The 14,703-nt window shown below is 41.7% G+C and carries 15 protein-coding genes; 4 read left to right on the plus strand and 11 right to left on the minus strand.

Translation table 11 applies throughout. From position 1 onward, the window contains the following. On the minus strand, positions 1–185 hold a 185-nt coding region (gene rpsI / locus RHS_RS21745), incomplete at its 3' end, for a 30S ribosomal protein S9 (protein ID WP_047834358.1). A gap of 17 nt (positions 186–202) precedes the next feature. After that, a complete protein-coding gene (rplM, locus tag RHS_RS21750; protein ID WP_027296327.1) occupies positions 203–631 on the minus strand; it encodes a 50S ribosomal protein L13 in 429 nt (142 codons plus the stop codon). 349 nt (positions 632–980) lie between these two features. On the opposite strand from rplM, the gene RHS_RS21755 reads away from it, so the two are divergent. Genes RHS_RS21755 through RHS_RS21770 form a run of 4 tightly spaced genes read left to right on the plus strand, consistent with a single transcriptional unit; the run spans position 981 to position 4,738 of the window. Continuing rightward, complete coding sequence (locus RHS_RS21755) at positions 981–1,979, plus strand: radical SAM protein (RefSeq protein WP_047834359.1); 999 nt, start codon at positions 981–983, stop codon at positions 1,977–1,979. Positions 1,980–2,022: 43 nt separating this feature from the next. Continuing rightward, the gene (locus RHS_RS21760) at positions 2,023–3,090 is read left to right on the plus strand and encodes an ABC transporter substrate-binding protein (RefSeq protein ID WP_377141707.1); all 1,068 of its coding nucleotides are present in this window, start codon (positions 2,023–2,025) and stop codon (positions 3,088–3,090) included. Between the two features lie 18 nt (positions 3,091–3,108). Then, positions 3,109–3,924, plus strand: a complete 816-nt coding sequence (locus RHS_RS21765; protein WP_047834360.1) for an ABC transporter permease — start codon at positions 3,109–3,111, stop codon at positions 3,922–3,924. A gap of 40 nt (positions 3,925–3,964) precedes the next feature. Next, positions 3,965–4,738 carry an ABC transporter ATP-binding protein gene (locus RHS_RS21770; RefSeq protein WP_047834361.1) on the plus strand — a complete coding sequence of 258 codons (774 nt, stop codon included), beginning with the start codon at positions 3,965–3,967 and terminating at the stop codon, positions 4,736–4,738. A 9-nt stretch (positions 4,739–4,747) separates the two neighbouring features. On the opposite strand, the gene RHS_RS21775 is transcribed toward RHS_RS21770, so the two are convergent. From RHS_RS21775 to RHS_RS21815, 9 genes are all read right to left on the minus strand, one after another. Next, positions 4,748–5,182, minus strand: coding sequence for a DUF3887 domain-containing protein (locus tag RHS_RS21775; protein WP_027296323.1), 435 nt, complete (start codon positions 5,180–5,182; stop codon positions 4,748–4,750). A 55-nt stretch (positions 5,183–5,237) separates the two neighbouring features. Further along, a complete protein-coding gene (locus tag RHS_RS21780) occupies positions 5,238–6,356 on the minus strand; it encodes an ROK family protein (protein WP_395023293.1) in 1,119 nt (372 codons plus the stop codon). Between the two features lie 261 nt (positions 6,357–6,617). Next, on the minus strand, positions 6,618–7,058 hold the full coding sequence (gene rbsD / locus RHS_RS21785) for a D-ribose pyranase (RefSeq protein WP_027296321.1): 441 nt from the start codon (positions 7,056–7,058) through the stop codon (positions 6,618–6,620). 20 nt (positions 7,059–7,078) lie between these two features. Beyond that, on the minus strand, positions 7,079–8,158 hold the full coding sequence (locus tag RHS_RS21790; protein ID WP_044294714.1) for a substrate-binding domain-containing protein: 1,080 nt from the start codon (positions 8,156–8,158) through the stop codon (positions 7,079–7,081). A gap of 15 nt (positions 8,159–8,173) precedes the next feature. Further along, on the minus strand, positions 8,174–9,148 hold the full coding sequence (locus RHS_RS21795) for an ABC transporter permease (RefSeq protein WP_027296319.1): 975 nt from the start codon (positions 9,146–9,148) through the stop codon (positions 8,174–8,176). Continuing rightward, positions 9,145–10,650 carry a sugar ABC transporter ATP-binding protein gene (locus RHS_RS21800; protein ID WP_047834362.1) on the minus strand — a complete coding sequence of 502 codons (1,506 nt, stop codon included), beginning with the start codon at positions 10,648–10,650 and terminating at the stop codon, positions 9,145–9,147. The genes RHS_RS21795 and RHS_RS21800 overlap by 4 nt, the downstream gene beginning before the upstream one ends. A gap of 77 nt (positions 10,651–10,727) precedes the next feature. Beyond that, the gene (locus RHS_RS21805) at positions 10,728–11,756 is read right to left on the minus strand and encodes a zinc-dependent alcohol dehydrogenase family protein (protein ID WP_027296317.1); all 1,029 of its coding nucleotides are present in this window, start codon (positions 11,754–11,756) and stop codon (positions 10,728–10,730) included. A gap of 135 nt (positions 11,757–11,891) precedes the next feature. After that, positions 11,892–12,956: an NAD(P)-dependent alcohol dehydrogenase gene (locus RHS_RS21810; protein ID WP_242849161.1), complete on the minus strand. Its 1,065-nt coding sequence runs from the start codon at positions 12,954–12,956 to the stop codon at positions 11,892–11,894. Between the two features lie 406 nt (positions 12,957–13,362). Next, positions 13,363–14,703, minus strand: coding sequence for a sensor histidine kinase (locus RHS_RS21815; RefSeq protein WP_047834363.1), 1,341 nt, complete (start codon positions 14,701–14,703; stop codon positions 13,363–13,365).

The raw sequence follows: 14,703 nt of genomic DNA on the forward strand, positions 1-14,703 counted from the left end.
TCATATTTATCGTTGGTCTCTGTAGCTACTAACGGCTGACGTACGATAACTTTTAATGTCTCAAGACCTAAATAGTTGTCGATGTCTCTTTTATTAATAGTAACTTTACCTGTTCCAGGTACTAAATATACTCTTGCGATTGATTTTTTTCTTCTTCCTGTTCCGTAGAATTTTGCATTAGCCAATGTTTTTTACCTCCTTCTTAAAATGTTAATACTTCTGGTTTCTGAGCTGCATGATTATGCTCTGCACCAGTGTACACGTGAAGTTTTGTCATCATGGATCTTCCTAAAGGTCCTTTTGGAAGCATGCCTTTAACTGCAAGCTCGATAACTCTTTCCGGCTTCTTGTTTAACATTTCTCTTAAGGTAGTCTCTTTCATTCCACCAACGTAGTCTGAATGATGATAATAAATCTTCTGATCTAATTTCTTACCTGTTACCTGGATTTTTTCTGCATTTGTGATGATTACGTAATCACCTGTATCGATGTGAGGAGTAAAGATCGGTTTGTTCTTTCCTCTTAATATTTTAGCTACTTCTGATGCTAAACGACCTAATGTATATCCTGTAGCGTCAACTACGTACCATTTTCTTTCAATTGTTGCTGGACTCGCCATAAAACTCTTCATTGGTTTACCTCCTTGGATAATTAACTGTTTCTATAGTAAAACGTCTCACCGGGGCTTTGGTTTTTAACGTCTACGTACTACGTCACATTGAGATATTATATTACACATCACCGTGTGTGTCAATAACTTTTTCACACATTTTTCCACAATTTTTCGAATTTTTGTTTCTGAAACGGGCAGTTTCCTTTTAGCTTCACTGATCTAAAACAAGATCATTTTTGAATCACTCCACAAAACAGTAAAAAATTTATACTTTCTAAAATTTTTACCAAAAAGCTATATTGTTAACCACCAAAATTCCACAAAATATGCTAGACTTTTATTATAAAGCTTATTGAAGGAGAATACAATGAATATATTAGAAAAAATCGAGTATGCAAAAAATGCAGCTTTAAATCAGAAATCCCTTGACCGGCAGCTCATGATTGACCTTCTGTCCATTCCCCTGGACTCTCCGGCATTTGAGGCACTTGGAAATGCAGCTTTTGAGGCTGCTCAAACAATTACGGAAAAACGTGCTTACCTTTGGGGCGCTATGGGAGTTGATTTTAAAGCCTGCCCGATGAACTGCGATTTTTGCTCTCTTGGAAAAAAATGGGGATTGGTTGAAGTGGAACGGGATTTTTCCGAGTCAGAGATTATCGATAATGTGAGATACTATGTTGAAAATACAGTACGCTGGATTGTACTAAGAACAACGGAGTTTTACAGCCTGGATGTTTTGGAAGCACTCATTCAGACGATTCGCCAAGAAGTACCGGGCACCTACGAAATCGGTTTAAACGTCGGTGAATTTGATACTGCGAAAGCTCACGAGCTTTCCAGACGCGGTGTGGATTTCATTTATCACTCTTTACGTTTAGGCGAAGGCAAAGATACCCGATTTAAAAAAGAGGAGCGTACTGCAACTCTTAATGCATGCAAAAATTCTCCCCTGAAGCTGGTTTTCCTGGTAGAACCGGTGGGTATTGAACATACAAATGAAGAAATTGCAGACATCTGCCAAATGACTATCGATTACGGCGCTATTGTATCTGGCGCAATGGCAAGAGTTCCGGTCAAGGGTACTCCTCTCGGAGAATTCCCTCAGATCAGTGATAAAAGACTTGCCCAGATTATCGCAGTTACCAGGCTGGCATGCGGCTATAAAGTTCCGGGAATCTGCGTACATCCGGCAAGTGAGCTGGCAATTCAGTTTGGTGCCAATGTAGTTGTAATAGAAACAGGCGCCATTCCCAGAGATGCCTGCTGTTTTCCAAATGAAAAGTGGAAACAGTTCGATGTAAACACAGCAAAACAATGGTTTCAAAATAATGGGTACACCGTTTATCAGGAAGGAAACGATTAATTTTCAGGGCTGAATATATAATTTATTAGAAAGGATACATATCATGAAAAAGCACACCATTAAAGGAAAACTTACATTTTTATTTCTGATCCTGCTACTTACTTTTAGTATGCTATTTGCTGCCGGCTGTCAAAAATTTACAAAATCCACGGATGATGCAAAAGAAGAATTCCCTTCAGCGTCCGAAAGTTCATCCGCAAAAGAAAATGCTGCCCCCGCAGATACGGCTGCACCAGATGCCGCGCAATTAAAAGTCGGTACCTGGAAAACCGCCCAGACAATCCAGCCCTTCTTTTATGACCAGTTTATCGATAAAAGCTCCGGTATAGAAGTTCTCCCATTTACAAATCCCGGAGACCAGAAAACTGCCCTTTTATCCGGCGGTCTGGATATGACCGGAACTACCCTGGTAACAGCCATTACCGCTGCGTCCAATAATGAACCGGTCCGCATTGTAACCAGTCTGTGCAACAAGTGTTCTGCTCTGGTAGCCGGGGTAAATTCAGGAATCGAAACCGAGGCTGATCTAAAGGGCAAGACCATTGCATATGTTCCCGGCACCATGCATCATGCTTTATTATTAGATGTTTTGGAACGCAATGGCATCGATCCGGAAAAAGATGTGGAATTGGTTCGGATTGATTTCTTTGATATGGGCCAGGCACTTGCTGACGGTACCATTGATGCATTCTGCAGCGGCGAGCCTTACCCTTCTGAAGCAGTTAAAAATGGTTATGGGAAAATCTTAAGCTATCCATATTTTGATGACAGCATCGGAACCATTAATGCAGCTATGATCGTAACGGAAGACACGATTAAAAATAAGCCTGAGGAAGTTCAGAAAATGGTTGATGCCCACATCAAGGCAACTCAGTATCTAAATGAAAATCAGGACGCCTGGCTGGATAAGGCGGAAGAATTCGGAACAGAAAAGGATCTTCTGAAGATTGCAGCCGACAATATCGAGCTGTGCTGGGATATCGATGATGCCTTTATCCAAAACACCAAAAATCTGGCGCAGAAAATGCTGGATCTCGGTATCATTACAAAGATGCCTGACATTGATTCCTTATTCGATCTTACCTTCCTGGAAAATGCAAAGAAAAATTAATGACAAGAATGAGGCACTATGGACAAAAAACATGCAAGAAATACTCTGACAACATTAACCTCTGGTCTGTGGGGATTATTAATTCCCGGAATTCTCCTTCTGCTCTGGTACCTGGCTACCAGCAGAGGGGCTGTTCCAGAATATGTACTCCCCTCTCCCCAGAAACTCTGGAACGTAATTATTGATTTTATTTTGGGTAATTCAAAAGTTACTCCCTACTCCGGTAAACTCTTTGATAATTTGTGGATTAGCTGCTTCCGCGTCTTAAAAGGGTTTCTGACCGCCGCACTGCTTGGCGTAATCCTGGGCTTTCTCACCGGAAGAGTCCGCCTGCTGCAGAAAGTATTTGATCCGTTTGTCCATGCTCTGAGAGCAGTTCCGGGTATCGGATGGCTGCCCATAGCAATTGTCTGGTTCAGCGTTGGCGAAAAAAGTACGCATTTTCTCATATCCCTTGCTACCTTTTTCCCAATCTATATGAACACAGCCCAAGGTGCAAAAGAAGTTCCTGATACCTATCTGCGTGCAGGTCAAATGATGGGTGCAGGTTCTTTTTCCCTTTTTTGGACGGTGACCCTGCCCAGTGCATTCCCTTCCGTTCTAGTAGGTCTTCGCCTGGGCCTTGGAATCTCCTGGGCTTACCTGGTTTTGGGTGAAGTCACCGGTGTTACAAAGGGTATTGGCGCTATCATGACAGATGCCCGCATGCTTGGACATGTGGATATCGTACTTGCCTGCATGGCGGTTATCGCAGTAACCGGCAAAGTATCAGATTTTCTGCTGGTAAAAATCTGCAATCTGTTTTATCCTGTCAAAAAGTGTAATGCTAAATAAATTTAAGCTGCATTAAATTGTATATAAAAAGGAGTTTCTCATGGTCCATAATCTTTTAACCGTTCAAAACGTATCAAAAAGCTACCGCTCCTCTTTTCAGGATTCTATCTGTGTATTTCAGGACCTGAACATATCCGTAAATCCCAATGAAATTGTAGCGCTTCTGGGACCAAGCGGCTGTGGAAAAACCACACTTCTGAATATGATTGCAGGATTTGAGATCCCGGACACCGGAAAAATGCTTTTGGAAAATCAGGCAATCACCGGTCCTGCTTCTAACCGCGGGGTCGTATTCCAGGCACCAGTTCTTTTTCCATGGATGAATGTCCGGGAAAACATCGCTTATGGCCTAAACCGCAGGCACATTTCCAAAAAAGATCAGGAAGAGACTATCCGTGAATACATCGGTCTGGTTCATTTAAACGGATTTGAAAATTATTATCCAAACGAATTATCCGGCGGTATGCAGCAGCGGACTGCCCTTGCACGCACTTTAATCCTGCATCCCCAGCTTCTTTTAATGGATGAACCTTTCTCTGCCCTGGATCCCATGCTGCGTTTTCAAATGCAGCAGCTGGTGCTTTCCATTTGGGAAAAGTTAAAACAAACCATTATTTTTGTAACCCATGACATTGAAGAAGCTATGATTCTCGCTGACCGCATTTATATATTTGGAAAATGTCCACGGGGTATTTTAAAAGAAATAAAAGTGCCGGCTTTTACCATAGATTCACCTTCTTCCTCCTGCCTGGACTCCCCGGAATTTATCCGTACAAAAAAAGAAATCAGGAACATTTTATTCTCATGCTCCTGATTTACCCTATTATTTTAACCACAGCCCATTCAATTTCATTTCTTTTGTAAAGCTTATGGTATACTGTATTGTTCCATTTTCATATTCCGCTGCCATTACCACTACACCGCAGTCTTCTCCTGTTTTCTCATACTTCTTCCCGATAACGGCCTGCTTTCCGTAAGATTGAAAGGCTCCCTTGCTGTTCGCATATGCCACAACCTCATTTTCAAACTTCTCCTGTGAAATACTCTCTGCTACTTCATCTCCTGCATCATTAATAAAACTGTCATAGTCATTCTTATTAACCTGATCCACTACCTGCTCGGAAGCCTTCTTTAATTCCTCCGCATCAAATCCCTCTGCCAGCTTTGTGCTTTTATTCATACACCCTGTGCTTAGTACAAGCAGCAGAATGAAACCTGTTAAAAAAAGCATTTTTGCATTTTTGACTCTGCCTGCCATGCTGCCTCCCCTGGTCTTTATTCCAACTCTATTCAATTTGATTATCAGTATTATATTAAACTTCTTTTATAAATTCAGAAACATATAACAGTGCTCCGCCTACCGCAGATGACCACCAGGAAAAATTACTGGCCTCCACATAGCTGCCATCATTTTCAAAGGTATTCCGCCCGGCTACCTGGATCTGGATATCCTTAATATACTTCTTAATATATCCGCCGACATAACCGCCCAATACTACCTTGCAGTCAAAAAATGTTCTCAGATTATTAATATGTACAGAAAGATAATACACATACTCTTCCCATATTTTCCTGCAATGGTCGTCGCCTGCATCCAGAAGCTTAAAAAATCTTTCCAGACTCCCATCGGTTTGATCCGATAAGATGGAGGAAGCCAGATATGCATCCGCACATCCTTCTTTTCCGCAGTAACATTTCTTACCGCCCGGCACCAGCGTTGTGTGTCCGAATTCCCCGCTCCTCTGGTTATCTCCATAATAAATCTTGTCATCCAGCAAAATGGCACCTCCCACGGTAGGCCCCAGAAACAGATACAGAATATTCTTTCCTTTTTCCCGATACCACATTTCAGCGAATCCGCCTCCGTTTGAATCATTATAAAAAGTATAAGGGTATGGGATATACTCTTTTAATTCCTCATAAAAATCAGGAGGAAGAGAGAATAAATACACCTGTGGGATACTCTTTCGATCCCCACCGATTATCGCCGGCAGTGTCACTGCAACTCCCAGCACCGTTTTGGGGTCAATCTGGTTTTTCTCAACGATCTGCTCTAAAAGCGACCGTATCTCTTCATAATATGCCTTGTCCGCCTCAAAAGTACGTCTGACCCGGATACAGTCCACCATATTTCCTGTCAGATCCACAATTGCCAGGGAGATATGGTTTTTGGTTATATCAAGTCCAATTCCCACCTTCGCACGCCCATTACAGGAGAGGCACTTTGCTTTTCTGCCTCCTGTCGATTCAAAGGTTCCTGTTTCCTCAATTAAATCCATCTCCATTAATTCTGACAGGTTCTGACTTACGGTTGGAAGGCTTAGACGCAGTTTATAGGCAACATCCTGCTTTGATATCTTCTTGTCATTCAGAATCAGCCGATAGATATTGTTACGGTTGATCTTTTTTAATTCCATGCTGGTACTCTTCATACTCACTATCCCTATTTTCCCCTTTCTAGCCACCGGGGTTTCTAAAATTATTTGTTCCATTATACCAAATTCTTCCATATTCGTAAAGTCACATCTTTTCTGTATAAATTTTTCTTCCATAAAAACAGTCGTATATAGCGTCCGCATGGCAGTTTGGAGAATTCACAATTATATTGCGTATTCAAATTTTTTGAACTGCCAGAGCCTAGAACTATCAAAAGCGGAACACAGAGCATGTTCCGCTTTTTCATTTTCATAGCTCTAAGTTATCTGATCCATATCAATAATAAATGCTTTTTTATATTCTTCAACGCCTGATGCTGCCTGCATTATTACATTGGAATAAGGAGCCAGTTCACCGCTTCTTAAAATAAACCTGCATTTTTTTGCCATCCTGGCAAGTAAGTTTTGGGGCATAGATTCCACCGGTTGGTTCACAAACACATTTTTAACAAACCCATAGCCGTCTTGATTATATATCTCCATCTCTTCGGCTATGCAAACCTTTTCAACAACAACCTCATCCAACACGGTTTTTAAACACTGCTTAAGCGTTGGAATCTGAAATGCAAGCGCAAGGTCCACTCTCTCCACGCCTTCCGGAATGGGAAAGCCTGCGTCGCATATCATAAAATAATCCGTATGCCCCAATCCTGCTATTTGTTCACTGAGTTTTTTATTGATTACCCCGCCTCTTTTCATACAAACCCCTCTTCTTTATTCTATTTATAATCGGCTATATTATCTTTGGTTACCAGAACATACGGGATTGATACATCTTTGGGTTCTCCGCCCTTCACAATATCCAGTATCTCATCAATGCCGGCTTCTGCCTGTCCCTTTGCATCCTGGAATACGGTCGCTGACAGAGTTCCTGCTTCAATTGCCGCTTTTGCATCGTCAATGGCATCAATTCCTGTTACAATGATTTTATCGCCCATATCGTTATCAAGGACTGCCTGCAGTGCTCCCATCGCCATTTCATCATTTTGTGCTACGATTGCCTGAATCTCATCGGCTCCCTGTAAGAGGTTCTCTGTTGTGGACAGAGCCTCTTCTCTGGACCAGTTGCAGGTTGGTTCGCTTAAAACTTTAATATCCGGGTATTTTTTTAATATATTTTCATAGCCTTCTCTTCTCAGTACTTCTGCGGAGATACCATTTGGTCCGTGTAAAATCACAATATTTCCTTTACCATTCAGCTGATCTGCTACATACTGCATTTCCAGTTCTCCTGCAACGATATCATCGGAACCCACATGCGCCAGGACCTCATCGGAATTTACCTGGGCATTTACTGTAATCAACGGAACCTTTGCCTCATTTGCAGCTTCTACTGCCGGGACCAGTGCATCCCCGTCCATCGGACAGATTAAAATTCCATCCACATTCTGTGCAATCAGGTTATCGATCTGGCCCACCTGGGTTGCAGAATCCATATTTCCGTCTAAAACACTGAAATCCACAGTGTCCGCATATTTTTCACTGACATAATCCTGCATGGCTTCCGCAAGCAGTACCTGGAATTGTGCGGTCTGGCTATAGGAAGAAAATACAATCTTATATTTTTCACCGGAAGCCTTACCTGCTGCTTCCGTAATGGCTTCATCCACCGCATCCGCTGCATCCGCTTCCGCTTCTGATTTTGCTGTTTCCGGCTTTGCTGCTTCTGTTGTACCTGCCTCTGTCTTAGCCGATGAGCCGCCCTCTGTTGTCCCTTTTGAATCCGCCGTCCCACAGGCTGCAAGTGAAATTGTTGCGAGTACACAAACCATCGTTAATGCTGCCACTCTTTTCTTCATACCTTGATCTCCTTTTTATTTGTTTTTATTTTTTGTTATGCGGTCTAATAGTACAGCCAGTACAATAATAGACCCCTTGACAATCTTTTGATAATAGGAAGAAATGTTCAGTAGGTCCATACCGTTATTGATAACCCCCACAATCAATACTCCAAGGATTGTCCCTGACACTTTTCCTATTCCTCCGTTTAAACTGGTGCCTCCGATTACGACTGCCGCTATGGCATCCAGTTCATAGCCTTCTCCTGAATTTGGCTGGCCTGCATTGATACGGGATGCCAGAACAGTTCCGGCCAGCCCTGCACAGATTCCGGAAATCATATATACAAATAGTTTAATTCTTGCTACACTTAATCCAGATGCTTTCGCAGCATCTTCATTTCCACCGATAGCATATAAATACCGCCCAAATTTTGTCCAGGATAATATCAGATACCCAATCAGAAATACTGCAGCTAATATGTAGATCAATATAGGGAGCCCCAGTATTGTTCCCCCTCCAATGTAACGGAACTGTTCACTCAGATTACTGATCGGACGTCCTTTGCTTAAAACCAACGCAACTCCCGATGCGACAGACAGCATTCCAAGGGTGGCAATAAATGCCGGAAGGTTTAAAAATGCTACCAGTGTACCGTTTACTACACCACAGGCTGCTCCTGCCAGAACCCCAAGGATAATGGGTACAATCACGGGATATTCTCCCGGATGGGCAAAGGTCGTGGCTACAATACCCGATAGTGCCACGATTGATCCAACGGACAAATCAATGCCTCCTGTCAACAGTACGCACATCATTCCCACAGAAATAATACCGTTAATTGACACCTGCTTTAATACATTGATCAGGTTTCTGGATGTAAAAAAGGTATTGGTAATTAGTGTTAATAGCACAAATAGAATTAAAAACACCATCAGAATACCATATTTATTAAATAGATCTTTGCCATTTAACCGTTTTGTCATTTGATTTGCGGTTTTCTCTGTCATTCCTGTCCCTCCTTGTGTGGCGTTGCATACTGCATAACCAATTCCTGACTGAATTCCTCTCTCTTTAGCTCTCCGGTAATCCGCCCCTCACTAAATACCAGTATCCGGTCACTGATTCCAAGCACTTCCGGCATCTCTGATGAAATCATGATAACTGCAATTCCTTTTGCCGCCAGTTGGTTGATCAGTTCATAAATTTCCGTTTTTGCTCCAATATCAATCCCTCTCGTTGGTTCATCCAATATCAGCACTTTCGGATTCGTCAGCAGCCATTTTACAAAAACAATCTTCTGCTGGTTTCCTCCTGACAGGTTCAGGGCAAGTGCCTCCCTGTCAGGTGTCTTGATTGACAGCAGCTTAATCTGTTCATCCGCTACTTTATTCAGCTTTCTGGTGTTCAAAAATAATTTCTTATTCAGTCTCTTCAGATCGGATATTACAATATTGTCCTTTACACTGCCAATTAAATTCAGACCTCTGAGCTTCCGGTCTTCCGGCACATATGCAATTCCTTCTTTTACCGCCTGATTGGGATTAACGACCTTGATCTTTTTTCCTTCCAGGTATAGCGTCCCCTGTTTTTTCTTTCGGAGTCCGAATACCATCTCTGCTGTTTCTGTTCTGCCTGCCCCCATTAAACCCGCAAATCCTAAAACTTCACCTGCTTTTACATCAAAGGAAATATCCCGGATTAGTCTTCCATCATCCAGCCCCTCTACTTTAAATACTGTTTCCCCAATTTTCGCAGCCTTTTTCGGATAATAGTCACCAAGCTCGCGTCCAACCATTCCCTGAATCAACAGTCCGTCATCTAACTCTGAAGCCGGCTTTGATAAAACCCATTGTCCATCCCTTAAAATGGTTATGGTATCGGCAATCTGAAATATTTCGTCCATTTTATGTGATATATATACGATAGCTACGCCTTTTTCCGTTAGTGATCGGATAATGCGAAATAGCTGTTCTACCTCTTTTTCCGAAATTGCAGAGGTTGGTTCATCCATGATCATAACATCGGAGTGATAGGAAACTGCTTTTGCAATTTCAATCATCTGCTGTCCGGCAACGGTCAATTCTCCTAAAATCATCTTGGGTGACACGGACATTCCAAGCTCATCCAGCAGTTCCTTTGCTTTCCGATTCATCTCGGATTTATTTATCAGGCATTTTGCCCTGCTGCTTTCCCTTCCAAGAAAGATGTTTTCTGCAATTGTCATTTCAGGAACCAGGTTCAGTTCCTGATAGATCATCGTAATTCCATGATCAATTGCATCTTTTGTGGAATGGAAGCTCACCTCTTTTCCTTTTACAGAGATGTTTCCTTTATCATTAGTATAAGCACCGCACAAAATTTTCATTAAGGTAGATTTTCCTGCACCATTTTCCCCCATCAGTGCATGTACCTCACCTTTTTTCAGTGTCAGCTTTACATTATCAAGTGCTTTCACCCCGGGAAACTCTTTTGTAATATTCTTCATTTCCAGAATAATTTCATTTGCCATGAAGAAGTAATCCCTCCTCTTTTTGCATAATTCAGCCTGATTTCTCCTGCTGGTAGCCACAAGCCGTCAAAATCGCTCTATTCATTTGGATGAATAATAATTTTCATCTGTCCTCTGCCATTTAACATCTGATCCATTGCTTTATCGAAATCATCCAGGGAATAATGATGGCTTGCCAGGTCATCCACTTTAACAATGCCCTCTTCCATAAATTTAACAGCCCGGTCAAAACAATGTGTCTGGGCAAAAGATCCTATTAATTTTAATTCTTTTTCAAATATCTGATAAGGCTTTATTCGGATTGTATCCTCATTTCCGGCAACTCCATAAACCACGATTTTCCCTTTTGCCTTAGGAAAATTCAGGCATTGTTCAAGTACTGCCGGTACCCCGGTTGCATCGATTACCACATCAAATCCTTTCGGAAACATCTGATTCAGCTGCTCTGTGTGAACACTATAGTCATTCCTGTCCATCAAAACTGTTTTGGCATAACCATTTTTCTCAATCAGATCCAGCTTTGCCTTTGAGGATGCACAGACTACCACATTTGCAGCTCCTCCCTGGTGTATCAATTGGGTTAATAATATTCCGGTGGGGCCAGCTCCAAAAATCAGGACATCATCACCGCACTGGACATCAATCACATCCATGCCATGGATGGCGCAGGCGAGTGGTTCAGCGAAACAGGCTTCATCAAAGCTAAGTTTGTCACTGATTGGAAAAACCTTATCATAATTTACCACCACATACTCTGCAAAACCACCGGGTCCATTGCATCCCAGTGAGTAAAAATTTTCACAGAATAACGGCATATTTCTTCTACAATAATAGCATTCTCCGCATAATACGGTATTATCTCCCGTCACCCTGTCCCCCACTGTAAATCCCTTCACGGCACATCCCGTTTCCACAATCTCACCTGCAAATTCATGTCCCGGTGTCAGTGGAAATCTGGCTATAAATTCCCCTTCATGAATATGGGCATCTGTTCTGCATATCCCGCAGGATTTTACTTTAATCAGTACCTGGTTTTCTTTTACCTCCGGTTTTGGAATTTCTGTGACTGAAAATTTTCTTGGTTCACTGTACACTACTGCTTTCATTGGTTTTCCTCCCATTCTGGTTTACACACTTCTATTTGCTGCCTGTTTCTACTGCCGCCTCCTGCACCTCTCTGGATAGCTCTGCTGCTGATATTTATCATTTGTAATATCCAGCGATCCGGCTTTTAAAACAGGTCAGGAAACCTTAATTACCCCTTTTACAACATCCTGTGCATTATCAATCACAGTGTCAAATGCCAATTTAACATTATTAAAATCAAATTCATGCGTTGCAATCTGTCCAACATCAATTTTCCCGTCTGCAATTGCCGCGATTGCTACCGGATACAGATTTCGATAGCGGAATACGGACTTAATATTCAGTTCTTTCGCCATTATTTTTGCAAAATCATATGCTATGACATCCTGGGGCGCCATTCCTACCAGTACAATCGTACCGCCTCTTTTTGCCATTTCCGGTGTCTGCTGTATGGTCTTTACCGCACCTGCCGTTTCTATAACAACATCTGCCCCTTTTCCGTCTAAAAGCCGTTCCAATTCCTTTTCTACGTTCATCTCTTTCGCATTAACCGTATGGTTTGCACCCAGTTTCTTTGCATATTCCAAACGTTTCTGAAGCATATCCACAACAATTACATTTGCTGCACCTCTGGCTTTACATGCAAGTAATGTCACCAGTCCGATGCATCCGCCCCCAAGTATCACCACGCTGTCCCCAAGCTCAACCTCTCCCTGTGCTGCGGCATGAAGCCCTACAGCCAGAGGTTCTACCAATGCTCCTTCTTTTGTGGACACCTTCTCCGGCAGCTTGAAGCACATATCAGAAGGATGTGCCACATATTCTGTCAGTACCCCATGATAAGGCGGGGTTGCAAAGAACTTTACGTCCGGGCACAGATTATATCTTCCTGTCTTACAAAATTCACATTTTCCGCAGGTAATACCTGGCTCCAGTGCCACCCTGTCTCCTTTTTTCAAATCAGTAACTTTACTTCCTGTTTCCACTACTATGCCTGCCGCTTCATGTCCCAGGATAAATGGTCCGTCAACAACAAAATCTCCAATTCTTCCATTTTCGTAAAAATGAACATCTGATCCACAGATTCCTACATATTCAATTCTGACCAAAACTTCATTTTCTTCCGGCTCTGGTTTCTCAATGTCACGGTATATGATCTGAAATGTTCCGTCCATATAAGCTGCCTTCATCCTTTTCTCCATTTGCTCCATTTGCTCCATAATTCCTCCTATCTGTTCATATCATTTTGCTGGCATCATTTCCGCTTTAGACGCGTCTTATTATGACGCATCATTATCCGTTTAGTTTTGAAATATCTTTTGTAAATATATTTTCCAAAAGTTATTTTAAACATATTTTACAAAAGTTTTTCTCATTTGTCAAGCAAAATATCCAAAAAATAAAAAGTCCGCCTTTTTTCTGTGTGGCAGTTTGGTAAATCCACTATTTATCAGGGTAATTCCCAGCACTTAACGGAAGAATTCAACAAAACAAAAGCCGGGCACCACAAAAGTGATTACCCGGCATCCGCCCTTTTATGAAATTGTGAAGAATCCTGCAAACCATTCAAGATTTGCCGCCCTTCTCTCTCTCCATTCCCTATCCATTTCCAGCAGATTTAGTGTCTTATCTCCTTTCCGGTTTTGGCAATGTTATATTTACCTGAAATTCGCAGTCGGAGCTTCCTGTCTGCACTGTTCCGTTATATTTTTCCAGGGTTTTCTTTACATTTTGCAGCCCATATCCCATGTGGCGGCTCCCTTTACGGTTATGGTGGCTCCCTTTAGGAATATGGCGGCTTCTATGCGTCTCACCGCTTTGGGCTGAAATCAATGCTCCCTCAGCCAGAAGTGAATTGCGAATACTAATAACAACAAATTCATTAAAATAATTCATCTTAATTCGTATATACGGGTGTTCACCCACTCTTTTGGCTGCTTCAATTGCATTATCCAGCAGATTAGCAAACACGGTTGTCACATCAATATCCTTCATAAATTCCAGACTGACCTCACCTATTTCAACCGCTGTATCAATTCCATCCCGTTCTGCATTACTCAATTTGTCATTCAAAATAATATTTAACATTTTATGATTGGTATAAAACCGCTCTCCCAGGACATTTAACATATGATGCATATCCTTCACATAAGTATTCCCTGCATCTGACTCCTGCATATGGTACAGCTGCTCCACAGCTATGAGATGGTTCTTCATATCATGCAGTACCTTCCGGGAATCCTGATATTTCTTCTCCAGATCCCCATAGTATTTGTATTGCAGTTCATTCTGCTGATGATACAATTGCAGCTCTTTTTCCAATTCATTAGATTTGGAAATATATCCGCCCAGATAAATAAAATAAACATCCAGAATCAAAAGCAGCACGATGTTAACCGCAATGACAGTAATCCCATACAACTGGATATAAACTGCTCCTACCTGAACCAATGAGAGCAGAAATATGACACTCCATACCGGCACCATATACATACTGATCAGTTGCCATTTATTAATTTTATTTATCTTCTTCCTGTTCACAAAAAACACCATGAATTTTGTCAGTAAAAGATACAGCACTATTTTTAGCATCAACGCAATATTCGCCATTAAAAGAGCGCTGTTTATATCCATGGAAGGAATAAACAGTGCAGACAGATTCAAAATAGCCGACTGTCCCAAAACCCCTATCAGTGTAAACATAGCATAATAGACAATATACAGCATATTACTGTTAAATAAGAAGTGCCCCATCACCGCCAGATACAAAATTCCCGAGACCATGCTTAAACTAGTACTTCTAAATATCACACCTAAAATAATAATCATACCATAAACAAAGAATGCTGCTATATACCACCATTTTGCCCTGTAAATATTCCGTTCAATATGGCTCATAAAATAATATGCACAATAAATCATCACGCTCAATTCCATAATTCCCAATACCACATTTAAAATAGCCAT

This window comes from Robinsoniella sp. RHS (assembly GCF_001029355.1).
Lineage (GTDB): Bacteria > Bacillota > Clostridia > Lachnospirales > Lachnospiraceae > Robinsoniella > Robinsoniella peoriensis.

Coding starts and splice junctions, on each gene's coding strand:
- RHS_RS21790 (WP_044294714.1), bottom strand. CDS start 8,158: ATGAAGAAAAGAGTGGCAGCATTAACGATGGTTTGTGTACTCGCAACA.
- RHS_RS21760 (WP_377141707.1), top strand. CDS start 2,023: ATGAAAAAGCACACCATTAAAGGAAAACTTACATTTTTATTTCTGATC.
- RHS_RS21800 (WP_047834362.1), bottom strand. CDS start 10,650: ATGGCAAATGAAATTATTCTGGAAATGAAGAATATTACAAAAGAGTTT.
- RHS_RS21795 (WP_027296319.1), bottom strand. CDS start 9,148: ATGACAGAGAAAACCGCAAATCAAATGACAAAACGGTTAAATGGCAAA.
- RHS_RS21780 (WP_395023293.1), bottom strand. CDS start 6,356: ATGAAGAGTACCAGCATGGAATTAAAAAAGATCAACCGTAACAATATC.
- RHS_RS21805 (WP_027296317.1), bottom strand. CDS start 11,756: ATGAAAGCAGTAGTGTACAGTGAACCAAGAAAATTTTCAGTCACAGAA.
- RHS_RS21765 (WP_047834360.1), top strand. CDS start 3,109: ATGGACAAAAAACATGCAAGAAATACTCTGACAACATTAACCTCTGGT.
- RHS_RS21770 (WP_047834361.1), top strand. CDS start 3,965: ATGGTCCATAATCTTTTAACCGTTCAAAACGTATCAAAAAGCTACCGC.
- RHS_RS21775 (WP_027296323.1), bottom strand. CDS start 5,182: ATGGCAGGCAGAGTCAAAAATGCAAAAATGCTTTTTTTAACAGGTTTC.
- rbsD (WP_027296321.1), bottom strand. CDS start 7,058: ATGAAAAGAGGCGGGGTAATCAATAAAAAACTCAGTGAACAAATAGCA.
- RHS_RS21755 (WP_047834359.1), top strand. CDS start 981: ATGAATATATTAGAAAAAATCGAGTATGCAAAAAATGCAGCTTTAAAT.
- rplM (WP_027296327.1), bottom strand. CDS start 631: ATGAAGAGTTTTATGGCGAGTCCAGCAACAATTGAAAGAAAATGGTAC.
- RHS_RS21815 (WP_047834363.1), bottom strand. CDS start 14,703: ATGGCTATTTTAAATGTGGTATTGGGAATTATGGAATTGAGCGTGATG.
- RHS_RS21810 (WP_242849161.1), bottom strand. CDS start 12,956: ATGGAGCAAATGGAGCAAATGGAGAAAAGGATGAAGGCAGCTTATATG.